Consider the following 22,879-nt stretch of genomic DNA (forward strand, 5'->3'; position numbering starts at 1 on the left):
CTGGGGGGATAGGGCAGGTTCGTGCCTAAAAACTGCATACCCCGGAGATGAAATTGCGCAATATCGCGAACCGTCGCAACCTTATGGCGACGACGACAATCTGCTCGGCCCTGATGATGGCCGCACCGGCCCTGCTGGCCACAACTGCACTTCTGCCGACCACGGCTGCCGCCCAGGATTACACCTCGGGCGCCCTGGTTGGTTCCGTGGCGGATTCCAATGGCGCTCCCGTCGCCAACGCCACCGTCACCCTGACCTCGACCGCCCAGAACCAGTCGCGCACCCTGACCTCCAGCGCCGCTGGTTCCTTCTCGGCCACCGGCCTCCAGCCGGGCGAATACACCGTCGCCGTGGAAGCTCCCGGTTTCGACAAGTATGAGACCACGGTTAGCGTCGTTATCTCGCAGGAAGTGCGCCTCGATGCGTCCCTGCAAACGACCGGCGCCGTCCAGACCGTCGTCGTCAAGGCCAAGCGCGTCCGCCAAGACTTCACCAAGACCACCACGGGTCTGACTGTCGATCTCGACACCCTGACCTCGCAACAGCCGATCGCCCGCAACCTGACCGCCGTGACCATGCTGGCCCCGACCGTCACCATGGGCAATCCCGGCTTCGGCACCGGCGATCGTGCTGTGGCCTCGTTCGGCGGCGGTTCGGTGGCTGAAAACGCCTACTATATCGACGGCCTGAACATCACCAATCCGGACACATATGTGTCGTCTGCCCGCGTGCCGTTCGACTTCTACAAGACCGTCGAAGTCAAGACCGGCGGCTACGCCGCTGAATTCGGCCGCGCCACCGGCGGTGTCGTCAATGCCACCACCAAGTCGGGTACCAACACCTTCATGTTCGCGGTCCACGGCAACTATCAGCCGACCACCCTGCGCAACGATCAACTCGATACCTATGACTACCGCGGCAAGTTCTCGTCGGTTCAGAACAATTCGCTGTCGGTCGAAGCCGGCGGCCCGATCATCAAGGATCGCCTGTTCGCCTACGGCCTGTACCAGTTCAACGACTATGCTTCGACCACGGCCGGCCTCAACACCAATACCTACACCAAGACCAAGAACACCGATCCGTTCCTGGGCCTGAAGCTGGATGGTTATATCACCCCGACCCAGCACGTCTCGCTGACCTATTTCGACACGACCAACTCGGACAAGTCGGACCAGTACGACTTTGATCCGTCGACCGACACCATCGGCGCCTACAAGGCCTCGACCAAGGAAGAACTGGGCGGCCAGAACTGGGTGCTGAACTATGCCGGCAAGGTAACGGACTGGTTCTCGGTCTCGGCTGCGGTCGGTGACATGAAAGACCGCGACAACCTGCTGCCGTCCGATCTGACAGGCTACTATGTCCGTCATTACGCCGTTGATGGCAGCTATGACGTGATCTCGACGGGCCAACCCAACTCGGCGATCAATGTCGTCGACATGGAACGCAAGTTCTGGCGTGCCGATGGCGACATCCGTTTTGACGCCTGGGGCCACCACCATGTTCGCTTCGGTATCGACCACGAAAAGAACTCGGAACTGAAGACGACCGATCTGACCGGCGGTGTGCCCGTCCAGTACCGCTTCCGCGATCTGGCTGACCGCACCGTCCTGAACGTGATCTATGAGCACCTGGGCGGCAATGTGTCGTCGGAAGGCCAGGCGGTTTACATCCAGGATTCGTGGGATGTCACCAAGAACCTGAACCTCCAGTTCGGCCTGCGCGACGATACGTTCAAGCAATTCAACCTGTCGGGTCAGCAATATATGGACCTGACTGGTAATGTGGCGCCGCGTCTCGGCTTTGCCTGGGACCCGACCGGCGAAGGCCAGTGGAAGGTCTTTGGCTCGTTCGGCGTGAACTACATCCCGCCCGCGATGAACATGGGCTTCCGCGGCAAAGACCTGTATTATCAGGAATATTTTGAAGCACCAGCCGGTGGCTGGGTGCTTGATGCGGCGACCGGCCTGCCGGAATCGGTGGGTACGCCCTACGCCAAGTATGATGCCCCGTGCCCGACCTCGAACCTGGGGTCAGCGCCTGGCTTCTCGGGTGTCGACGTATCCGGCAACTATTGCTACGTCTACGGCAATGGCACGCAGGAAGGTGCCAACTCGAAGACGGCGGAAGGCCTGAACGCTACCCATGTTGACGAAGTGATCCTGGGTACCAGCTACAAGATCAACGATCTGTGGACCGTTGGTGTCACTGGCACCTTGCGTTCGACCAAGGACGTTTCGGAAGATTCGGACTTCACTGACGCTATCATCACCTATCTCGACCAGAACGGGCTGGATTCCTCGCAGTACACCAGCGGCGAAATTTCCAACAACTACTATGTCTGGAACGTTGGCGATCATGACGTCACCATCCGCCTGAAGGATGCCCTGCCGGGTGAAAGCGAACAGCGCGTCATCACGCTGACCGCTGACCAGCTCGGTCACTTCCACGATGCGAAGCGCGAATACCAGGCGCTGACCTTCGATTTCAAACGTGCCTTCGACGGCAAATGGGGCCTGCAAGGCTCCTATACCTACTCGCGCCTGTCGGGTAATTACTCCGGCACCGTTACCGAGTATGCCAACACCGTTCAGGACGACGCCGGTGCCACCTATGGCTGGGATTCCCCGGGCATGGAAAACTATTCCGGCGGCCTGCTGCCGGGCGATCGTACCCATACCTTCAAGCTGTGGGGCTCCTATCAGCTCACGCCGTCCTTCCTGATTGGCGCGAACATGATCGTGCAGTCGCCTGAGCGTTTCTCCTGCCTCGGTATCAATGCGGATGACGCCTACGCGGCCGGTTATGAATCCGTCTCGCACTACTGCGGCGGACTGCCGGCCCAGCAGGGCAAGGGGCTGAAGTCCGACTGGACCAAGAATATCGACGTTTCCATGCGCTACACGGTTCCGGCCAAGTACGCCATGGGCGGCAATCTGGTCCTGCGCGCCGATATCTTCAACCTGTTCGACACGCACAGTGTCGTCACCCGCTACGTCACCTACGACTCGGCGCGTGAAGAGAATGATGATGGCAGCTACACCTACTACAAGGACGAATCCTACGGCACGCCGACCAACTACAACACGCCGCGTTACGTGCGCGTCGGTTTCGACCTGACCTACTAAGGGCGATGCGCCGGGCTGCCTTTCGGGGTGGTCTGGCGTGGTCTGACTTTTGTCCGGAAAGGCTTCCTCTCCGGGTTGCCGCAGGCCGGACGAAAAGCGGGCAGGGTGTTGGCGCATCCTGTCCAAACGGAAAACCCCGCGATGGTGACATCGCGGGGTTTTCTAATTTTTCTTATGGAGAAATAAAAAATTATCGATTTTATTTATTGAAGGGCGCCGCCTACATTCAGGACAGATTGGAGTTTCCGTTATGCGCCTTGCCCTGAAAACCCTCAGCTATGCCAGCCTGCACGTCTGCGTCGCCTCATCGGTTGCCTTTGTCCTTACAGGCAACTGGAAAGCGGCGCTGGGCATTGGTCTTCTGGAACCGCTGGTACAGACCTTTGTCTTTCCCCTGCATGACTGGGTATGGGAGCGAAAGGCCGTGAAGATCGATCTGCTGCACGGCCATTCGCATTAGACCATCAGGCTGCGCCGACGGTCTGCTTTTGCGTGCCCAGGCCTTCGATGCCCAGTTCCATGACGTCGCCGACATTGAGATAGATCGGGTCCGGCTTCTGACCCAGGCCAACGCCCGGAGGCGTGCCGGTCGAGATGACGTCGCCCGGATGCAGGCTCATGAACTGCGAAACGTAATGGACCAGGAAGGCGGGCTTGAAGACCATGGTGGCTGTCGAGCCGTTCTGGAAGCGCTTGCCGTTGACGTCGAGCCACATTTTCAGATTGTTGACATCGCCGGCTTCATCCTTGGTCACCAGCCACGGACCGATCGGACCGAAAGTGTCGCAGCCCTTGCCCTTGTCCCAGGTGCCGCCGCGCTCGGTCTGGAAGTTGCGCTCGGAGACGTCGTTGATGGTGCAGAAACCGGCGACGTAGTCCAGCGCCTCGGCTTCGGAGACATAGGACGCCTTTTTGCCGATGACGAGGCCCAGTTCGACCTCCCAGTCGAGCTTGGTCGAACCGCGCGGTTTCAATACCTCGTCGTTCGGGCCCACGATGGCAGAGGTGGCCTTCATGAACAGGACGGGCTCGTCCGGCACGGGCAGGTTGCTCTCGGCGGCATGGTCGGCATAGTTCAGGCCGATGCAGATGAACTTGCCGACGCGGCCGACGCAGGGGCCATAGCGCGAACCGGCCGGGGCGAGGGGCAGGGTAGCCGGATCGACGGCGGCGATCTTCGCCAGGCCTTCGGCGGACAGCACGTCGCCGGCGACATCGTCGACCACGCCGGACAGGTCGCGGATCTGGCCTTCGGCATCGAGAAGGCCGGGTTTTTCAGCGCCCGACGGGCCGAAGCGGAGCAGTTTCATTTTGTAATCCTGAATAGAGACGGGGAGGCGTGGTTCAACGCAGTCGAGTAACGGGTCAAGGGGCCGCGCCCCTTGCTAGTTGAGCCAGCCGCCATCGATAATGTGTGCCTGGCCGGTCGTAAAGCTGGATTCGTCGGATGCGAGATAAACGGCGAAGGCGGCCAGTTCTTCCGGCTTGCCGAGGCGGCCGGTCGGCTGGCGGGCCAGGAACATGGCGCGGCCTTTTTCATAGTCGCCGGTGTCGCGCATGCGCTGCTGAAGCGAGGGGGTGTCGATCGTGCCGGGGCAGATGGCGTTGCAGCGGATGCCTTGAGCCACATAATCGGCGGCGACCGACTTGGTCAGGCCGACCACGGCGGCCTTGGAGGCGCCATAGGCCAGGCGGTTGGGCACGCCCTTGAAGGCGGCCACGCTGGCCATATTGATGATCGAGCCGCTTTTGCGCTCCAGCATCTTCGGCAGGAAGGCCTGGATGGTGTGGAACATGGCGGTGACATTGATATCGAAGCTGAACTGCCAGGCCTTCAGATCGGTATCGAGCACGGTGCCGGCATGGACGTAGCCGGCGCAGTTGTAAAGGACGTCAACTTCCGGAAACTCGGCGGCAAGCGTACGGATGGCCGCCGGATCGGTAGCGTCCAGTTGCCGGCAGATTGCAGCTTCCAGGCCATCGAGGCATTCGCGCTTGATATCCGTGGCGATGACGGTGGCACCCTCGGCGATAAAGGCTTCGGCGGCGGCCCGGCCCATGCCCTGGCCAGCGGCGGTGATAAAGGCGGTCTTGCCCGTCAGGCGTCCCATATGCGTCTCCATTAACATAATATGTATTATGTTTTTGATTTAGAGAAGTGGAACCTGTCTGTCAATGACTTAAGGGGAAATGGTCAGGGCACCGTAAGCCTTCCCAGCTCATAGATATCTGAATCTTCACGGACCTTCAGCGGTAGCGCCATGGTGCGTCCGCTGCCTTTCGGATCAATCACTTGTACCTGCAGGTCATAGGCGCCCGAAGGTATTTTATCCAGGCAGGCCGTGCTCTCGCTCGTTTCTCCCGGCATGATCTTCGGCAGGTCGATGACGGTCTCACGTTCAATGCTTACGGTTGCCAATCGAATATGGATGCGCCAGGGTTCGTAGGCCGGCGCCACACCGTCATTACGCCAGCCGATTTTCAGCGCCAGAGCGCAGTCATCGGTTTGGCGATATTGGATCGTCACCGGCACGTAGCGGTAACCGGCGCGATCGCCGGATCGCAGCAAGGCCGCCTGTTTGTCGGCGGGCAGATCGCTCCACTGGCCAACATTGAAATTGCCGTTGCCGATGGCGCTGATGTGGTAGTCCTCGACCTGTTTGACGATGCCGTCGAGGCCGGCTTCGAAAACCTTGTCCCAGCCGTAGGATTCGACAATGAAGGGCGCTGTTTGCCAGCGGCTCAACACCAGGTCACGATCAAGTCCCGTCAGGTCGCCCAGCAGGCTTTCGCCGAACATTCTGGCCCCCCAGCTGTCGCGACGCATGCCGATCCGTGGCGACCGCTTCAGGGCGTGGACCAGAACCGCCTTATCATCGGTCATGGCGATGAGTTGCGTGTGCGGGAAGGCATCGATAATGGCGTCGACCAGTGCAATACGACTGTCGAGGGCGCCGGGTGCGGCGCCATTAAGGTTTACCGCGGGATCGTCATAGGGGAATTGCGACCAATGATAGGCGTTGGCGCCGGCCACATGGCCCTCACCCCAGTTGCCGTAACCGCGCAGGTCAACCCAGGCGATACGTGGGTCACCGTCAAAATGCCGTCCCAGGGCCGCGAACAGTTTCTGCCAGCGATCAAGCAGGTAGGGGCTGTTCCAGTCAGGCACATAGACTGTATCGACATGACCGTAATTGCCGGGGTCGGCCTTGATGCGGAATCCCTTCGGCATGTGGGCCTTAAGATAGGGCGGGATGTCATCGCCCTTATGGCCGCTGCAGCATGTATCCATCATGAGGATGCCGAATGCGAGACGGTTACCCTTCGGCATCCGGTTCAGGGCCGCGTCGATTTTAGAAAAATCGTAGACACCTTCGCGCAACTCGAGATCGGCCCACGCGAAACGTTGGTAGTCTTCCGAAGACGGACGGGGCAGGGGAACGATACCGCCCTCCCAGCCATAGAGACCGCGCAGAGGATTGGTGAGCAATGGGCGGCTGTCAATCGCCGGCGGTGGCAGGCTCTGCCAGTCCTGCGCCAGGGCAGATGTGGCCGTTAAGGCGGCCAGCAGGCATAGAAGGTTTTTGATAGGCATGCGTTTCCCCTGTTTCCCGCCATCCTATCGCAATCGGCGTCGAAAAAAAGCCCGCCGCTTCCGAGGAAGGGCGGGCCAAGGGGCCTCTGTCACCGGACCCGTAAAACGGGTGAATACAGGTCCGGACGATTACGCAACAGACAGCAGGTTGGGAGAAACAGACTAGAAGCGGAGGCGGACACCGGCCGTAAGGCGTGAACCGGCATCGCGGTATTCCTTGGTGCGGTTGGGCGTCACCGAGTAGATGAATTCCTTTTCATCGTTGAGATTCAGGCCGTCGATAAAGAGGGTGTAGTGGTCGTTGAGATCATAGGACAGGCTGGCATCGAGCTGGCCATAAGCGTCGAAATATTCCGGCTCGCCGTTACGACCCGAAGCAACCTGCAGGAACCGGTCACGCCAGGTGTAGGCAACGCGGGCCTGGATGCCGTACTTTTCATAGAAACCGACCAGCGAGTAGCTGTACTTCGAGAGGCCTTCCAGACCGTAGGATACGTCTGCGACCGTATTGGTGTAATGCGCGTCGGATTCGGCGTATGTGAAGGAGGTCTGAACACCGAGACCATCCCAGGGCGATGGCAGGTGGCCGAAGGATTGGCGGTACCCTAATTCGAAACCTTTGACCACAGCGCCCTTGCCGTTGGTCGGTACGGTAACCTGGAAGGTCACCTGGTCGACCAACTCAGCGGTGGTTTGGTGTGTCACGAAAGAGTCGATATTCTTGTAGAAGGCCGCAAAGGACAGCAGAGACAGGCGGTCAAAATACCATTCGACGCTGCTTTCAACCTGACTGGCCCGGAAGGGCTGCAGGTCAGGATTGCCATGTGAAATGGTTTCATTGCCCGGATTAGTCTGGATCGACTGGGCAGGCGACAGGTCGCTCAGGGTCGGGCGGGTCATGACGCGCGAAGCGTCAAAGCGCACGATCAGGTCATCACGCACATTGAGGCGAGCATTCAATGACGGCAGGATATCCGTGTAGTGGCCCGAGAAGCTGATGGGGACAACATCCGACAAGGTAATGATGTTTTGCCCACCACCATTCGGGACAGCGGACAGGACGGTTTGCGAAGCGCCTGAAGATGTGTAGTTCGTATCCTCGATGCGCACCCCGACGTTAATGCTGAGCGGCATGCCCGCCACGTCGTTCTTCAGGTCGGCCATGACATAGCCGAGCTTGACTTTCTCATTGATATCGGACGAACCGGCCGGATCATGCACGCCTTGTTCGAAAGTTTTACCTTGCGATTCAGCAATGCCGTGAACGGCCTCGACCAGTGCCAGCGGGTCATAGGCAATCCAGTCGTGCAGGATATTGCCGTTGTAATCCGACATGAAGTCCGAGTTGGTCGAGGAGAACAGCGAGGAGGGGAGGGCTACGTCCGAATTACAGTACAGGCACTGCTGGCCGAAAGGCATGGAGTTGGCGTCGGTGATCTTCTCGCGCGTATTGTAAGCCAGGCCACCGTATAGTGTGGCATTGTCAGAAGCGAACCATTTGCCATCGACCTTTACTTCATTGGTCTTATCGTCGTAGTCGGTGCCCCCGCCCCAGATATAGTAGTGCGCGGTCAGTCCGTCCGAGCTGGTGGCGACATCATTGCCATTCAGGTCGGTAAAGCCATAATCATAGATTGGGCTGCCCGAACGACGGTCGTACCAAAGATCGACATGCTTGCGACGGATGGTGGTGAAAAGAGCGTCTTCCTTGCCGGTGCGCTTGGCTTCAGAGGTAGAGGCGTCGAAGCTCAATTGATAGTTATCGACCTTCCACAGGGCATTGAAGCCTATGGCCGTCGTATCGACATTGCGCGGGTCCTTTTCGACGATTTCGTCGACGAAGCCATCGTGATACTTCTGATAAAGGACATTGTTATCGGAATCGACTACCTGATCGACCAGTGTGCCGCCCGAGAAATCATAGGCCAGGCCGGTTTGCAGGTCGGTCTGCTTCACCTTGGTGTACAGGCCATCCAGGGTCAGCGTCAGGTTTTCGCTTGGCTTCCACTGGACGGAGGTATTGATACCGGACATGGTCTTGTCGCGCGTATAGAGGAAGGGCGACAGATTGGACGGCATGTCGACATCGGTGAAATCGCCGACACTCGAATCGACACGACCGGCAAAATAGCTGTCATCGGATGACCGCTGGACGTGACCGGCGCCAATGGTGAATTCGTCGTCTCGAGTATTTTCCTTGCTATAAGAGAGGGCCACAGCGACGCCGAAATTGCGGCTGGCGTTATGCCAGGAGACGACACCCGAGGCTTGAGCATTGTTGCTGTCTGCCAGGCTGGCGTTCATGTTGGCAATCGATGCCGCCGCCACGAAGGCTTTCTGGTCGAGCGGGCGCATGGTGCGAATATCGATGGTGGCACCGATTGAGGAGCCGTTGATATTGGCTTGCGGCGACTTGTAGACATCGGCGCCGGAGATCAGTTCGGACGGCAGCACATCGAAAGAGAACTCGCGGCCTTCGTTGTCCGTCGCCAGGGTCCGGCCATTGACTGTGACCGCATTGAATTTCGGGCCGAAGCCGCGCACGGTGACATACTGGCCTTCGCCACGGTTGCGGTCGATGGTCACGCCAGGGATACGCTGCAGGGATTCGGCAACGTTCTGATCGGGAAGCTTGCCGAGATCTTCGGAGGCGATGGAGTCAACGGCGCCAATGGCGCTTTTCTTGATATCGAGCGCGGCCTTGATGCCGCGGCGAATGCCGCGGACGATAACGACCTGCGATTCATCAGGCGTGGTGGTTGCGGCGGGGGCGGCTGCGGCCTCAGCGGGAGCGGCTTCCTGCGCAAAAGCAAAGGCCGGCGCGACGATCGCGGCGGCCGATAAGGCTGTGGCGGCCAAAAGGACGAGTTTCCTGGACATGATTTCCTTCCTTGATCGCCCCGTTATGGGAGGGGCTGATGGCTTGACACTATTTCAAGGTAATATGTGTGTCAAATTATCATCATATGTCTGACAATATATGTGACGGGAAGGTGTTTGTGGCGTTACAGCTATGTTTGATGACGAAGGAAGGATGGAATTTAGTGCGGATCATTGCCTGTATGTTTCCTCAAGCCCGTGAATCTGTGTTCAAGTGACTGTATTCGGTCGGCTTTATATGGACGATCTCCGGACTGCCTGGCGGATGAAAGGTGAACTTTCAGCGGCATGCATGATTGAAATACGATTTTGCCGATGCTTTTATGTCTGCAGTTTAACGCATTTGCCTCATTTCGACGACTGAAAAAGAGGTATTTGCTGCTCTAGGCGTGACGGCTTAAATCACATTGTAAATATAGAAATTTTTATTGAAGTAAGTCCGATTGAGGCCTGACCGGGTTGTGACTTTTAATGAATTTGTGAATGTGACCAAATGATCACATCTGTTCTTTGTCTGTAATAAAAGACATCAATAAATGATCAAATTTGATTTAATCGTTTTTGTTTTGTCTGAGTTTATTGGCTTTCAGGCAAGCCTAGTCGATCATATCGGCGACCAGACGTTGCAGTTCACGACGGCTGAAGCCGAGCGTGACAGGCACGGGCGGGTTGCGCAGTGCGCGGGCAGCGACGACACGCAGATCGGGGCGGGTATGGGTCTTTTGGGTAAGGGTAGTCATAATAATAGTCCTTTGCCGCCGGTTCTACTCGGCGGTCTTTCTTATGGGTAATAAAGCGATTGAGGGTTCAATAGCCGGTTCAGCCACACGAAACACGCGCGGCGATCTACGGGATATGATGAGAAAACTCAGGGGCCAGGGCGCAATGGCATATAGCGCTGGTGACGGACATATCGGCGTCGACAGAAGCTATATAGACGCTTTCCAGGCGAATTTCAAGTTTCGTGAGAAACTATACAGACTTGGGAGAAAAAAGCGTGGGGTCACAGACCCCACGCCCGATAACAAAAGTGCTCTCTGATTTACTCAGCCGGCACGTCGATTTCCGAGCCCAATGCCTTGAACTTCTTAGACATATCTTCCATGCCGCGCTCGATATCGGCCTTTTCGTTGTCGGACATTCCGGCGGCGAAGTCGCGCACCTCCTGGCTGATCTTCATCGAGCAGAACTTAGGGCCGCACATCGAGCAGAAGTGGGCCGTCTTGTGTGCCTCCTTCGGCAGGGTCTCATCATGGAAGGCGCGGGCGGTATCCGGATCGAGGCCCAGGTTGAACTGGTCCTCCCAGCGGAATTCGAAGCGCGCGCGGCTCATGGCGTCGTCCCACATCTGCGCACCCGGGTGACCCTTGGCCAGGTCGGCGGCGTGGGCGGCGATCTTGTAGGTGATCACGCCGGTCTTGACGTCGTCGCGGTTAGGCAGGCCCAGATGCTCTTTCGGCGTGACGTAGCACAGCATGGCGGTGCCAAACCAGCCGATCATGGCCGCCCCGATCCCCGAGGTGATATGGTCATAACCCGGCGCGATATCGGTGGTCAGTGGCCCCAATGTATAGAAGGGAGCTTCGCCGCATGTCTTTAGTTGTTTGTCCATATTGGCCTTGATCTTGTGCATCGGCACGTGGCCGGGCCCCTCGATCATCACCTGGCAGCCCTTTTTCCAGGCGATCTGCGTCAGCTCGCCCAGGGTCTCCAGTTCGGCGAACTGCGCGCGATCATTGGCATCGGCGATCGAGCCGGGGCGCAGACCGTCACCGAGCGAGAACGACACATCATAGGCGCGCATGATGTCGCAGATCTCCTCGAAGTGCGTGTAGAGGAAGTTCTCCTTGTGGTGCGCCAGGCACCACTTGGCCATGATCGAACCACCGCGCGACACGATGCCGGTGACGCGTTTCGCCGTCAGGTGGACGTAGGCCAGGCGCACGCCGGCGTGGATGGTGAAGTAATCGACGCCCTGCTGGGCCTGCTCGATCAGGGTGTCGCGATAGACCTCCCAGGTCAGGTCCTCGGCCACGCCATTGACCTTTTCCAGCGCCTGATAGATCGGCACGGTGCCGATCGGGGCGGGGCTGTTGCGGATGATCCACTCGCGGATATTATGGATATTGCGGCCGGTCGATAGGTCCATGACGTTATCGGCGCCCCAGCGGATGGCCCAGACCATCTTTTCGACCTCTTCCTCCATCGAGGAGGTGACGGCCGAATTGCCGATATTGGCGTTGATCTTGACCAGGAAGTTGCGGCCGATGATCATCGGTTCCACTTCGGGATGGTTGATATTGGCGGGGATAATGGCCCGGCCGCGGGCGATTTCGGAGCGGACGAATTCCGGCGTCACATAGTCGGGGATCTCAGCGCCGAAGTCCTCGCCATCGCGGACGGTCTCGGCCAGTTGCTGGCCCAGTTCTTGGCGGCGCAGGTTTTCGCGGATGGCGACATATTCCATTTCGGCGGTGATGATGCCGGCGCGGGCATATTCGTACTGGGTGACGGACCTGTTCCCGGTGGCGCGCATCACGTTCGGCAGGTTGGGAAATTGCGGGGCCAGGGCGCCGGCCGAAACATTGCCGTTGTCTTCCGGTTTGACCTCGCGTGCCTCGATGTTCTCGACATCGCCGCGTTGCCGGATCCAGTCTTCACGCAGGCGGGGCAGGCCTTTTTCGATATCGGGCGTGAAGGTCATGTCGGTATAGGGACCGGAGGAATCATAGACGGTCAGCGGTGGCTCTTTGGCGCTTTTATGCAGGGCAATCTCGCGGAACGGTACGCGGATATCGGGGAAAAGCGTGCCCGGTGCATAGACCTTTTTCGAGCCGGGAAAGGCCGAATGCTCGACCTTGATGGGTTTGTGTATGAGAGGCTTGTTCATGTGTAATCCCTTAAAAATAAAGGGATCATGCGCGTAGATTGCGGGCGCTCGTGACCATTTCAGGCCAGGATATAAGCGTATCCAACTCCCTTCGCCGGCATGACCCGGATCAGGTTCGGCGGTTTTAGGGTGCGGCATCAAGCGCCCAGTCTCAGCCCGCATAAGCTTGCGGACACTCCGGTGAACTGCCCGGCAGCATAGAAGGAATGCTTAGGGGGTCAAGTTACTTTCTGAGGGGGACCGGTTTGGCCGGATTCGCTGCCAGGGCCGTCATGCGGTCGATTACCGTCTGGGCTTCGCGCTTATATTGTGCGGAAAGACGCGAGGCATTCACCACGGTCACGGTCACGCCGTAAACCGGCGTATTGTCGTTGATATAGGTGTCGTTGTCGCCATCGGAGCTGACATCCATGACGGCATAGACCACGACGCCGCAACGATTGGTTTCGCCGGGCGCCGCGGCGGCATGATCATAGGCGCGGGTGCCGAAGCGATCGGCATAGACGGCCGCCAGCGGCCAGTTGCTGTCCAGGCCATCATAGGCATATTTCGACACGCAATAGGTGGCGGGAGTCTGGCGGCCGGACAGTGCCTTGTAGAGGCTCATGAAGGCCGGACCACCGGGATCGAGCGGCGCCGAGACGTCAAAACTGGCATTGTTCAGCCGGATCTGCTTCTGTTTGCCATCCAGGGATTGATAGGTCGACCATATTTCCGGCTGTAGGGGTGTTTCGCCGTCCGGGAAGACCCAGGCGACCAGGTTGCGGAAAACGAAGGATGGTGTGCCCAGTTGGGTGCGCAGCGGGTCGACTACGGCGTTGAGAGGTTGCGGAATGATGCGGTTCCCCAGAAGGGGGCGACCATTGGCGTCCTGTGGTGTATTGTCATTGAAACGCTGGACGCGTTTGATGGCGATCACTGTGCCATCCGGTGCATATTGCAGCGTGAGCGTGTTGTCATCCTCGTGGCCCGTGCCGGCGCAATGCAGGCAGAAACGGGTCATTTTAACATACGAACTGGCAAGCCCATTGATGGCCGCTGTGTTTTCAGGACGGGCCAGCCACGTGTTGACCCCCAGATAGTCCGGCGCGTAAGCTACGCCGCCCTTCTGATAGGCGTCCCAGGCCAGCAACCTGGCACCCTGCTGGATATTGCCGGCTGTGTATGTCAGGTCGTGGGTTTGTGACGTAATGCGCACTTCGCCGTTCTCGTTAGCGCAAAGCGCATCTATCGCCTTTTTCCGGGTCATCCCCAGTTCGATGCCGCGCAGGGAAATGGTCGCGGCCGTTTCCGCCTCGGCGGTATTGAACAGGCAAGGCTCCTTGCGCATTTCATTGATATAATAGGGAATGGTGCCCCAAACCTCGGAGCCTTCCGCTTCATCTTGACGATGGTTGGCTTCCGTGAGCACCGGGCTCGTCGCGATGGCGCGGCGCAGGTATTTTTGCTGGACATTGGCCAGGAGAACCGCCTGCGCAATGGCGCTGCGGTGGGCGCTGATATCCGCCGCGTGATCCAGGGCGCCGTTGGTTTCGTTGCCATTGTAATCGTCGTTTTCCGGATCGATCTGGGCCAGTTGCGCATTTTCGATCGAGATCTGGCGCTTGAATTCCTGAATCTGGGATTTGCGGGCCTGGACATAGACGGCCATTCGGTCAAGCAGGCCGGGGCCCTTGGTGTTCAGGGTCGCTTTCAGTTCGTTGTCGAGCCGTTCATTTTCCGACTTAACCTTCGCCTTGAAGGCCGTGCGCGCCGCTTCCGGCATCTTCCCAAGGATCGCGCGCGCGTATGGCATGGCCGCGGCGGGATTTTTGGCAATATCCTCCGGAGGGCTGCGGGTATCGGTACAGGCAGACAGACCGCCGGTCATGAACATCAGGGCTAACAGGAGCCGCGCCAACCTGGCATGTGAAGTTATCAGCATAGCTTCCCCAGCCACCCGTATCGATAATCCGAAATTACTGTGAATATGTCGAAATCCATGTGTAGACACAAGGGTCTAGGAGTCGCCTCCCATGGCAAGGGCCTCATTAAGATTTTCGACAGCTGTTACTGTTCAGGCACTGGAGACCCGCACTTCTAACTTCCTTTTGCAAAGTTTCTTCCTTTTGCGTCAGGCGTGCCTACATCCTGAATACATATCGCAAGAGGAAACCCATGCTGCCTTCCGTTCCCGTCACCCATCACCGCCAGTCCGGTATTGCCGACGATATCGATTTCGAGATCAAGGGCCAGGAACTGCAATTCGTCGAAATCGAGCTGGACCCGGGCGAAAGCGCCATTGCCGAGGCCGGCGCCATGGTCTGGAAGGACAGCCCGGTCGGCATGACCACCGTCTTCGGCGATGGGTCTGGCCAGCAGGGCGGCGGTTTCATGGGCGCTCTGCTGGGAGCGGGAAAGCGCCTGATTACCGGTGAGAGCCTGTTCACCACGGTTTTTACCCATAATGGCTATGGCAAGGCGCGCGTGGCTTTTTCAGCCCCGGTGCCGGGCGCCATCGTGCCGATCAAGCTGTCGGATGTCGGCGGACGGCTGATCTGTCAGAAGGACGCCTTTCTTTGCGCGGCCAAGGGAGTTTCCCTCGGCATCGCCTTCCAGAAGCGCGTCATGACCGGTCTTTTCGGTGGCGAGGGTTTCATCATGCAGAAGCTCGAAGGCGATGGCTGGGTGTTCGTCCAGTTTGGCGGCATGGTGATCGAGCGCGAACTGAAGGCCGGCGAGGAATTGCACGTCGATACGGGCTGTGTGGCCGCCTTCACCGATACGGTCGATTTCGACCTGATCCAGGCCGGCGGAGTGAAATCCATGCTGTTCGGCGGGGAAGGCGTATTTTTCGCGCGCCTGACCGGGCCCGGCAAGGTGTGGGTGCAGTCCCTGCCGTTTGCCCGTCTGGCCGGACGGATCGGCGCGGCCATCGGCGGCGGTGGGCCCAATCGTGGCGAAGGTTCGGTGCTCGGTGGCCTGGGCGACCTGATCGGCGGGAATAATTAAACACAACGCGCCTGGGGTGTCCTGGGGTGTCCTGGGGCGGCAAGTCTGTTAAGGATAAGGTCTCTGCCCGATTCCCTTATTCCGTACCATGACAGATATTTCCGATCAGGACGCCTATGATCCCCTCGTGCCGGTGCCCGCGAACAAGCGCACCCTGACCCTGCGGGATGCCTTTTCACTGTGGTTTTCGCTGGGGATCGGCCTGCTGGTGCTGCAGGCCGGCGCCTATCTGGTGCCGGGTCTGTCATTAACGGAAGGGCTCATCGCCATTATCATCGGCAGTCTGGCCGGAGGGATATTGCTAGGTCTGGCGGGTGTGGTTGGCGCCGATACCGGCCTCTCCACCATGGGGGCATTGCGTCCGACTCTAGGTGTGCGCGGGGCATCGGTAGCGGCAGTTCTCAACATCATCCAACTGGTCGGCTGGGGCGCCTTCGAGATCATCGCCATGCGCGATGCCGCCAATAGGCTTTCGACCAATGCTTTTCATTTTACGCTGCCGGTTCTCTGGACACTGGTGTTCGGCGCGGCGGCGACCGGGCTGGCCATCCTGGGGCCGCTCAGCTTTGTCCGTCGTTTCCTGCGCCACTGGGGCATCTGGCTACTGCTGGCAGGGGCGGCCTGGATGACCTGGGCCCTGCTGGCGGATCATAACCTTGCGGAAGCCTTTGCACGCAAGGGCGATGGCTCCCTGTCTCTCGGCGGCGGCATTGATCTGGTCATCGCCATGCCCCTGTCGTGGTTGCCGCTGATCGCCGACTATACCCGCTTTGGCACGTCTTCCGGTGCGGTTTTCAAGGGCTCGACCCTGGGCTACCTGCTGGCCAATATCTGGTTCTTCGCGCTGGGCGCCGCCTATGCCCTGATGGCAGAGGGCAATCCCGACCAGTTGCTGTTGTCAGCCCTGGCGACTACCGGCGGCGGGCTGGCTCTGTTGCTGATCCTGATCGATGAGACGGACAATGTCTTTGCCGATATTTTCTCGGCCGCCACATCGCTTGGCAGCCTGCTGCATTTCCGCATCCGCCATCTGGTGATCGGGTTCGGCGTGGTCTGTACCCTGATTGCCCTGTTCGTGCCTATGGCCGAGTTCATGAGCTTTCTTTATATGATCGGCTCGGTGTTCACGCCGCTATATGGCGTACTGCTGGTCGATCATTTCCTGATCCGCAAGCGTCAGGTGGTGGCCAGGGATATCAGCCGTATCAATGGCGTCTACCGCTTCAGCTACGGCGTACATATCAGCGCCTTCGTTGCCTGGGGGGCAGGCGTGGCGACCTACTACTATTTCCTCAGCCTGCTGCCTGCTGCCGGCGCCACCTTGCCGGCCTTCTTTGTCGCTGCCGTTACCTACTGGGCGCTGGCAATGATGTTTTCAAGGCCGGTGTCTTCCGACGTGTAAGGCGTGAAAGGCGGGCAACCAGGGCGCGCTCGACCTTGAGCACCCAGGGCTTCAGGCGCAGGAAGCCTTTTTCGATAAGATGCCATGAAGCGATGGCCGCGACCAGGGCAAGTGGAAAGCTGAGCGCCATATTGAGCCACCACTTATGTGTCCACGACTGCGTCGCTACCATCTGCTGGATCGGGAAGCTGTATAGATAGATGCCGTAGGAATAGTCACCAAGCCGCGCCACGGGCAGCAATTTCGGTAGCTGGAGCCCAAGATAGACCGTCAGGTAGGCGATGGGCAGGGCGACCACGGCCGTACCGCCAAGTCTTTCCAGCAGCAGAAAGGTTATGGCCAGGGCTGTCGCCGCCAGGCTCCAGTGCAGCCGTATGCGGTGGCGGTATAGATGAAGGGCGGTTCCGGCAATGAAGCACAAGGGAAGCTGGGGACCAATGATATCCGCCCTGGCGGGATTGATAAACAGCTGAACGAGCAGGGCCAGTTGCATGACCGCCATCAGTATGAGGACCATGCGGCCGGCAAGCAGATGGCGGGTGACCATCAGGAGCGCCATGATCGCATAGCATCCCAGTTCCACCGGGATGGTCCACAGCGACAGATTTACGGAATTGGGCAGCGGATTGGCTGTGAAAACGCCCGGAAGTTCGAAATGTATCCAGCCCGTCGCGGACAGCAGATAGGCCTGGCTGGTTCCCGACAGGAAATATTCATCCAGGCGGACCTGGGTCATCAGCGGACCTAGCAACAGCGCACTCAGCAGGACCTCAACGATCAGGGCGGGGAAAATGCGAAAGGCGCGCAGCAGGCCGAAAGAAATCAATGTCCGGCAGCGTGCCGCACTGGCGCTGATCAGGAAACCGCTCAGGGCGAAGAACATCGGCAGGCGGAAAAACAGCAAGGGGCGCCATGGGGTATTGGCGACGATATGAATGAACTGATCGCCCTGACCGCTGACCATGGCGGCATGCCAGGTTGTAACGCCCAGGGCCAGAAACAGGCGTAAATATCCGAAACCGGCTGGCCGTTCATTTGCATTATCCGCAATGCAGGCAATGGTTGTCGTTTTTCTAAACGGCATGTCAGATCGCGCCCCTCAGCAGCGATGGTATTATGGAGCCGGTTGGGTTAAAAAATTATTCTTAAAAATCAATATATTAAAAGTTTTTTTAAAAAACTATCCAGATTTGAATTCGGTCAGCAAGGGGTGGCTCGCACTTTTTTGCCTGCGCCATTAACAACCTATAGTCTTGTTTCTATTGTGAAATATATGGGCACCTAAATGCAACTACAGGGGCGAGCGGCGTTTTCTGGTCTCTGTATTTCGTAAGGTTTTTTGGTTTGAAATATGCGGCTACAAATTACCGCGCAATCACGAGCTGGCATGCCGGGTCTCGAAACCGGTGATCAGCAGGTCCAGTCCGGCCAGGAAATGGACTTCCGGGCTGTTGGTGCGATAGCTGGCCAGTGCCGCCGCCACGTGCGGGAAGGCCTGGGCACGGGCATCGAGCGCCTCGATCTGTTGAGGTGAGGGGGCTTCGCTCTGTTCCTCCAGCACGCAGCCGACCACATAGCGACTGGTGGCGATGCTCAGGGACATGGCGTCGGCCGGCTCTATACCCTGCCGGGTCATGAAGACCATCAGGCGCTCGATCTGCTCGACATGGTCCGGCTCGGCCTCGGTACCGGCGTGCAGTCGAGCGCCGTCACGCACGCTCAGCAGTGCCTTCCGGAAGGTGATCATGTTGCGGCGGAAGAAGGACTGCCAGGTCTCGTCCGGGGCTGGTTCATAGGTATCGTAACGCGCCTGGATGGCGGCGTTGAGCGCATCGAGAAGGGCGCGCTTGTTTTTGAAATGCCAGTAAAGTGCCGGCTGCTGCACACCCAGCTTCTGCGCCAGGGCTCGCGTGGACAGGGCATCGATGCCCACTTCATTGAGCAGGTCCAGCGCGGCGTCGATAATGGTGGATTTGTCGAGTTTCATTTTCACCTTGACTCATGTGTGCCTTTTCCTTATCACCGATAAATAACTTATCAGTGATAAATTTTATGAAAACCTCCCGCTTCGCCCTTTTCGCCATCTTCCTGACCGTCACGCTCGACATGGCCGGCATCGGCCTGGTGCTGCCCGTTTTGCCGGACCTCTTCGGCGCCACCAAATCGGGTGCCGCTGCGGGCCAAAGTACTGGCATGGCCTATGGCCTGTTTCTGTCGCTCTATGCGCTGATGCAGTTCCTGTGCGCGCCACTGCTGGGGGGCTGGAGCGATCGTATCGGCCGCAAACCGGTGCTGACCCTCTCGCTGATCGGGGCGGCGCTGAACTATGCCGTCATGGCTTGCCTGCCGCCCTTATGGGTGCTGTTCGTGGCGCGGGCCATCGCCGGCGTTACCGGCGCCAATATGTCAGTGGCACAAGCCTATCTTACCGATATCACGGCGCCGGAAGACCGCGCCAGGCGCTTCGGTCAGCTCAATGCCTGCATGGGGATCGGTTTCATCCTGGGGCCGGCGGCGGGGGGGCTGTTACGTGAGTTCGGCCTGATGTGGCCGTTCGCCCTGGCGGCGGTGCTCACCGTCATCAACCTGCTGCTCTGCCTGTTCGTGCTGCCGGAATCCCGTGCCGCCAAGCCCGGCACCGAGAAGCTCAATCCTCTGGCGCCGCTGACCAGCCTGACCGCCTTCAAGGGGATTGGCGCTCTGCTGGTGGCGGGCGGCCTGTTCGCCATCATCGGCGAGATCGGCGGCAGCGTCTGGGTGCTCTATGTCGAGCAGCGCTATGGCTGGCAAGGTATAAGCGTGGGGTTATCCTTGACCCTGTTCGGCCTGTTTCATGCCCTGGCGCAGGCCTTCCTGGTGGGGCCGATGACCGGACGCTTAAGCGAACGCGGCGCGCTTCTGACCGGAGTGTTTGCTGACATGGCCTGTTATGTGGCTCTGGGCCTGGTAACGCGAGGCGACTATATCTGGATGCTGATCCCGTTGCTGAGCGTTGGCGGCATTGCGCCCAGCATACTGATGTCGGTCATCACCAAACAGGTCAGTGAGGATCGGCAGGGCCAGTTGCAGGGCGTTATCGCCAGCCTGCAAAGCCTGGCGGCGATCATCGGACCCGTGCTGTTGCTGAACATCTATTTCCTGTCACGGGACACTTTCCCCGGACTGGTCTGGATTATAGGTGCGGTGCTTTACCTGCCCATGCTGCCCATCGTCATGCGGCGATCGCTCTATAAATAGATTGTCGTTGTGTCGTCGTGACCGGCCAGGATCTGCTGTTTCAACGCATCCATCTGCAGGGCCAGCCGGTGCGCATCGAGCGGGGTGAGGACCGCCTTGGCCTGCGGAAAAATTTCCCCTTCCTCCCTGGCAACATGGTGCTCGATGGCGAATTTGAGCTCGCCGAACTTCTCCATCCATTCCCCGCTGCCGACCGACAGCCGGCTCAGCACATGCATCAGGGCCTTGATTTCGTGATGCTCATGCTCGGAAAGTTCGAGCCGGTCATTCATGACCTGGGTTTGGGTGGCGTTCTCCACCGCGGCATAGAAGGTCCGCTCCTCGGCATCGCTGTGCGCTGACAGTTCGGTTTGAATCTGCCTGAACAGGGGCTGCCGGACCGCCGGTACACGGATTGACATCAGGTCGTCCATCAGGCCTGCCAGCCTGCGGTGATCACGGATGATATAGCTGTAAATATCCATGGCTGGACCTCCCGTTATCCACAGAGGCTGCGCCAGAGAATGCCATGATGAAATGCGGGACAGGGCTCTCTTTATAAGAAAGCCATAAGTTTTATCCCCGCAATTCACAAGTTGTGGAAATTATCTTGACCTTAAGTTTTGAGGACTAAGCTGTAGTCACTGAGGAATGGTTGCATCATGGTACCATCGACTGTCAGGTTTACGCTTATCGCCGGATTGGCCGCTGGCCTTTGCGGCTGCAATCATCTCGGTCTGTGTTCTGAAGACCATCTGAAGGAGGTCAAATCTCCGACCGGTCATTATCAGGCGGAGATTGTCCAGCGGAAGTGCATCGGCTCCGCGGCCGTGCAAAAGGTGCTGATGCGCCGCACGCAAGGCTTTCTGAATGGCGCCACGGCAGTCGCCGTCTTCGATGCCGCCGAACCGGAACGGCTGTCGGACCTGTCCGTCCGCTGGCGGGGGGAACATCGTATCGTCATCACGGCCAATGACGCCAAGGTCTGGTATTTCCAGCCGAACTGGCGCGATGTACGGGTGATGAAGCGCTGAGCATACGTATTCAGCTTCCCAAGCTGAATACGAGATGTCACCCTGAATAAAAACAGGGAGCTGATCATGTCTTTCAAGGTCTTGGCGCTGGGCGCCGTTGCGTGCGTGGCCGTTCTGGCGGGGAACGCCAGCGCCCAGATAGATGTTTCGCCGGTGGCCGTGGAAAACAAGGCCAGCGCCTTGCCGAAGGACTGGAACCGGACGGCGGCCTTCATGGAAATTTTTGTGCGCTCCTACAAGGATAGCGACGGTGACGGCATAGGCGATTTCAATGGCCTGACCTCGCAGCTCGATTACCTGCATGATCTGGGCGTGACCGGCATCTGGCTGATGCCGATGATGCCTTCGGAAGACGGTGACCATGGCTATGCGGTCAATGATTATCGCGCCGTCAATCCGGACTATGGCACCATGGCGGATTTTGAGCGCTTCGTGCAGGAGGCTCACAAGCGCGGCATCGGCGTGATCCTCGATTTCGTCGTCAACCATTCCGGCAGCGGAAATGCGCTCTTTCAGGACGCGGCGAAATCGAAGGCCAGTCCGTATCGGGAATGGTATGTCTTCGCCGACAAGAACCCCGGTTGGTATAATGAGAAAATGCGCGGCGTCAGCGGTGCCTATTATACCGATCCGTGGAAGCCGGCCGCGAAGGCAGTGCCGGGCGGCGTTGGTCTCTATTACGGCGTCTTTTCCAATTCAATGCCCGACCTGAACCTGAAGAATCCGAAGGTTATCGGCTATCTTCAGGACACGATGCGCTTCTGGATGAACAAGGGCGTCGATGGCTTCCGCCTCGATGCGGTGACCATGCTGATCGAGGATGGACCCAAGGCCTATTTCAACAATCCGGCCAATCCGGGTATCGTCGCCAAACTGCGCCAGACACTCGATGAGTACGACAACCGCTACATGATCTGCGAGGCTTCGGAAGGGGCGGACATGTATGTCAAGGCGTGCAGCGCCTTTGCCTATGGTGTCCAGCAATCGATCATCGAAGGCGCGAAGAAGGGGGCCGTGCCGGCGCCGCTGATTGCCCAGCTGCAGAATCCGCATGCTGACCTGATGCCGCTGGCCCTGCAAAGCCACGATGCCTATGTCGGCGACCGGCTGATCAATCAGTTCGGCGTCAATGACATAGCCGATTACAAGCTGTCGGCAGCGATATCTATCCTGGCCTCCAGCACGCCCTTTGCCTATTACGGCGAGGAAATCGGCATGAGCAATGGCGGGACCTTCAACGATCCCGGCATCCGTTCGCCGATGAGCTGGACGGGCTATCCACGTACAGCCGGTTTTACCATCGGTACGCCTTATCGCGATGTGGCGATCAATGTGGCCAGTCACAATGTGGCGGCCGAGGCCGGCGATCCCAATTCGCTGCTTGAATATTACCGCGCACTCTATGCCGTTCGCCGTGCCCATCCGGTTCTCGGCACGGGGGGGATGGACCTGCAATCGAAGCCCGGCGATCCCGTACTGGTCTTTACGCGCAAGGACAGTGACGATGAGGTGGCGGTGCTGGTCAATCTGAGCGATCGGCCGCAGACCGTGAAAGTCATGTTGACAACAGGTACCTATACGCCGGCGCTGCATGTATTGGGTGAAACAGAAGCCGCGTCTTTAAGAGCTGAAGGCAACGCGATGACGATTACCATTCCGGCCAAGACGACCTGGTTATTCGCGCGCGAATAGAAAGGGTATTTGTTACAAGTTGGTAATGTTGCTGCGCGTATTTCGAAAATC

At 58.6% G+C, this 22,879-nt stretch carries 17 protein-coding genes and 1 riboswitch; of the genes, 7 read left to right on the forward strand and 10 right to left on the reverse strand.

The annotated features are described in order from the left end of the window. Positions 1-53 precede the first annotated feature (53 nt). Both QM647_RS06500 and QM647_RS06505 read left to right on the forward strand, forming a co-directional pair. On the forward strand, positions 54-3,128 hold the full coding sequence (locus QM647_RS06500; RefSeq protein ID WP_414994693.1) for a TonB-dependent receptor: 3,075 nt from the start codon (positions 54-56) through the stop codon (positions 3,126-3,128). A gap of 250 nt (positions 3,129-3,378) precedes the next feature. Beyond that, a complete protein-coding gene (locus QM647_RS06505) occupies positions 3,379-3,588 on the forward strand; it encodes a DUF2061 domain-containing protein (protein WP_414994694.1) in 210 nt (69 codons plus the stop codon). A 4-nt stretch (positions 3,589-3,592) separates the two neighbouring features. Here QM647_RS06505 and QM647_RS06510 read toward each other — a convergent pair whose 3' ends face one another. From QM647_RS06510 to QM647_RS06540, 7 genes are all read right to left on the reverse strand, one after another. Then, positions 3,593-4,438 carry a fumarylacetoacetate hydrolase family protein gene (locus QM647_RS06510; protein ID WP_414994695.1) on the reverse strand — a complete coding sequence of 282 codons (846 nt, stop codon included), beginning with the start codon at positions 4,436-4,438 and terminating at the stop codon, positions 3,593-3,595. Between the two features lie 75 nt (positions 4,439-4,513). Beyond that, on the reverse strand, positions 4,514-5,239 hold the full coding sequence (locus QM647_RS06515) for an SDR family oxidoreductase (protein ID WP_414994696.1): 726 nt from the start codon (positions 5,237-5,239) through the stop codon (positions 4,514-4,516). A gap of 83 nt (positions 5,240-5,322) precedes the next feature. After that, on the reverse strand, positions 5,323-6,723 hold the full coding sequence (locus QM647_RS06520) for a DUF4832 domain-containing protein (RefSeq protein WP_414994697.1): 1,401 nt from the start codon (positions 6,721-6,723) through the stop codon (positions 5,323-5,325). Positions 6,724-6,885: 162 nt separating this feature from the next. Continuing rightward, entirely contained in the window at positions 6,886-9,603 is a 2,718-nt protein-coding gene (locus QM647_RS06525) for a TonB-dependent receptor (RefSeq protein WP_414994698.1), read from the reverse strand. A gap of 596 nt (positions 9,604-10,199) precedes the next feature. Continuing rightward, the gene (locus tag QM647_RS06530; RefSeq protein ID WP_414994699.1) at positions 10,200-10,343 is read right to left on the reverse strand and encodes a hypothetical protein; all 144 of its coding nucleotides are present in this window, start codon (positions 10,341-10,343) and stop codon (positions 10,200-10,202) included. A 302-nt stretch (positions 10,344-10,645) separates the two neighbouring features. Further along, positions 10,646-12,493 carry a phosphomethylpyrimidine synthase ThiC gene (gene thiC, locus QM647_RS06535; protein ID WP_414994700.1) on the reverse strand — a complete coding sequence of 616 codons (1,848 nt, stop codon included), beginning with the start codon at positions 12,491-12,493 and terminating at the stop codon, positions 10,646-10,648. Between the two features lie 69 nt (positions 12,494-12,562). Continuing rightward, positions 12,563-12,683, reverse strand: a riboswitch (TPP riboswitch). A 33-nt stretch (positions 12,684-12,716) separates the two neighbouring features. Continuing rightward, positions 12,717-14,417 carry a hypothetical protein gene (locus QM647_RS06540; protein ID WP_414994701.1) on the reverse strand — a complete coding sequence of 567 codons (1,701 nt, stop codon included), beginning with the start codon at positions 14,415-14,417 and terminating at the stop codon, positions 12,717-12,719. A gap of 233 nt (positions 14,418-14,650) precedes the next feature. Between QM647_RS06540 and QM647_RS06545 the strand changes: the two genes are divergently transcribed. Together QM647_RS06545 and cytX are read left to right on the forward strand one after the other, a co-directional pair. Next, on the forward strand, positions 14,651-15,484 hold the full coding sequence (locus QM647_RS06545) for a TIGR00266 family protein (protein ID WP_414994702.1): 834 nt from the start codon (positions 14,651-14,653) through the stop codon (positions 15,482-15,484). 88 nt (positions 15,485-15,572) lie between these two features. Beyond that, positions 15,573-16,886: a putative hydroxymethylpyrimidine transporter CytX gene (gene cytX, locus QM647_RS06550; RefSeq protein WP_414994703.1), complete on the forward strand. Its 1,314-nt coding sequence runs from the start codon at positions 15,573-15,575 to the stop codon at positions 16,884-16,886. On the opposite strand, the gene QM647_RS06555 is transcribed toward cytX, so the two are convergent. Together QM647_RS06555 and QM647_RS06560 are read right to left on the reverse strand one after the other, a co-directional pair. Then, positions 16,831-17,970, reverse strand: coding sequence for an acyltransferase family protein (locus QM647_RS06555; RefSeq protein WP_414994704.1), 1,140 nt, complete (start codon positions 17,968-17,970; stop codon positions 16,831-16,833). The genes cytX and QM647_RS06555 overlap by 56 nt on opposite strands. A gap of 291 nt (positions 17,971-18,261) precedes the next feature. Then, entirely contained in the window at positions 18,262-18,873 is a 612-nt protein-coding gene (locus QM647_RS06560; protein ID WP_414994705.1) for a TetR/AcrR family transcriptional regulator C-terminal domain-containing protein, read from the reverse strand. 65 nt (positions 18,874-18,938) lie between these two features. Here QM647_RS06560 and QM647_RS06565 point away from each other — a divergent pair, with 65 nt between their 5' ends. Beyond that, a complete protein-coding gene (locus QM647_RS06565; RefSeq protein ID WP_414994706.1) occupies positions 18,939-20,123 on the forward strand; it encodes a TCR/Tet family MFS transporter in 1,185 nt (394 codons plus the stop codon). Here QM647_RS06565 and QM647_RS06570 read toward each other — a convergent pair. Further along, the gene (locus tag QM647_RS06570) at positions 20,114-20,587 is read right to left on the reverse strand and encodes a hemerythrin domain-containing protein (protein WP_414994707.1); all 474 of its coding nucleotides are present in this window, start codon (positions 20,585-20,587) and stop codon (positions 20,114-20,116) included. The genes QM647_RS06565 and QM647_RS06570 overlap by 10 nt on opposite strands. A 177-nt stretch (positions 20,588-20,764) precedes the next feature. Here QM647_RS06570 and QM647_RS06575 point away from each other — a divergent pair, with 177 nt between their 5' ends. After that, positions 20,765-21,136: a hypothetical protein gene (locus QM647_RS06575; protein WP_414994708.1), complete on the forward strand. Its 372-nt coding sequence runs from the start codon at positions 20,765-20,767 to the stop codon at positions 21,134-21,136. A gap of 66 nt (positions 21,137-21,202) precedes the next feature. Beyond that, positions 21,203-22,828 carry an alpha-amylase family glycosyl hydrolase gene (locus QM647_RS06580; protein ID WP_414994709.1) on the forward strand — a complete coding sequence of 542 codons (1,626 nt, stop codon included), beginning with the start codon at positions 21,203-21,205 and terminating at the stop codon, positions 22,826-22,828. Positions 22,829-22,879 lie beyond the last annotated feature (51 nt).

This window comes from Asticcacaulis sp. (assembly GCF_047605585.1).
GTDB lineage: Bacteria > Pseudomonadota > Alphaproteobacteria > Caulobacterales > Caulobacteraceae > Asticcacaulis.

Coding starts and splice junctions, on each gene's coding strand:
- QM647_RS06530 (WP_414994699.1), bottom strand. CDS start 10,343: ATGACTACCCTTACCCAAAAGACCCATACCCGCCCCGATCTGCGTGTC.
- thiC (WP_414994700.1), bottom strand. CDS start 12,493: ATGAACAAGCCTCTCATACACAAACCCATCAAGGTCGAGCATTCGGCC.
- QM647_RS06505 (WP_414994694.1), top strand. CDS start 3,379: ATGCGCCTTGCCCTGAAAACCCTCAGCTATGCCAGCCTGCACGTCTGC.
- QM647_RS06565 (WP_414994706.1), top strand. CDS start 18,939: ATGAAAACCTCCCGCTTCGCCCTTTTCGCCATCTTCCTGACCGTCACG.
- QM647_RS06520 (WP_414994697.1), bottom strand. CDS start 6,723: ATGCCTATCAAAAACCTTCTATGCCTGCTGGCCGCCTTAACGGCCACA.
- QM647_RS06570 (WP_414994707.1), bottom strand. CDS start 20,587: ATGGATATTTACAGCTATATCATCCGTGATCACCGCAGGCTGGCAGGC.
- cytX (WP_414994703.1), top strand. CDS start 15,573: ATGACAGATATTTCCGATCAGGACGCCTATGATCCCCTCGTGCCGGTG.
- QM647_RS06545 (WP_414994702.1), top strand. CDS start 14,651: ATGCTGCCTTCCGTTCCCGTCACCCATCACCGCCAGTCCGGTATTGCC.
- QM647_RS06515 (WP_414994696.1), bottom strand. CDS start 5,239: ATGGGACGCCTGACGGGCAAGACCGCCTTTATCACCGCCGCTGGCCAG.
- QM647_RS06525 (WP_414994698.1), bottom strand. CDS start 9,603: ATGTCCAGGAAACTCGTCCTTTTGGCCGCCACAGCCTTATCGGCCGCC.
- QM647_RS06560 (WP_414994705.1), bottom strand. CDS start 18,873: ATGAAACTCGACAAATCCACCATTATCGACGCCGCGCTGGACCTGCTC.
- QM647_RS06510 (WP_414994695.1), bottom strand. CDS start 4,438: ATGAAACTGCTCCGCTTCGGCCCGTCGGGCGCTGAAAAACCCGGCCTT.
- QM647_RS06575 (WP_414994708.1), top strand. CDS start 20,765: ATGGTACCATCGACTGTCAGGTTTACGCTTATCGCCGGATTGGCCGCT.
- QM647_RS06580 (WP_414994709.1), top strand. CDS start 21,203: ATGTCTTTCAAGGTCTTGGCGCTGGGCGCCGTTGCGTGCGTGGCCGTT.
- QM647_RS06555 (WP_414994704.1), bottom strand. CDS start 17,970: ATGCCGTTTAGAAAAACGACAACCATTGCCTGCATTGCGGATAATGCA.
- QM647_RS06540 (WP_414994701.1), bottom strand. CDS start 14,417: ATGCTGATAACTTCACATGCCAGGTTGGCGCGGCTCCTGTTAGCCCTG.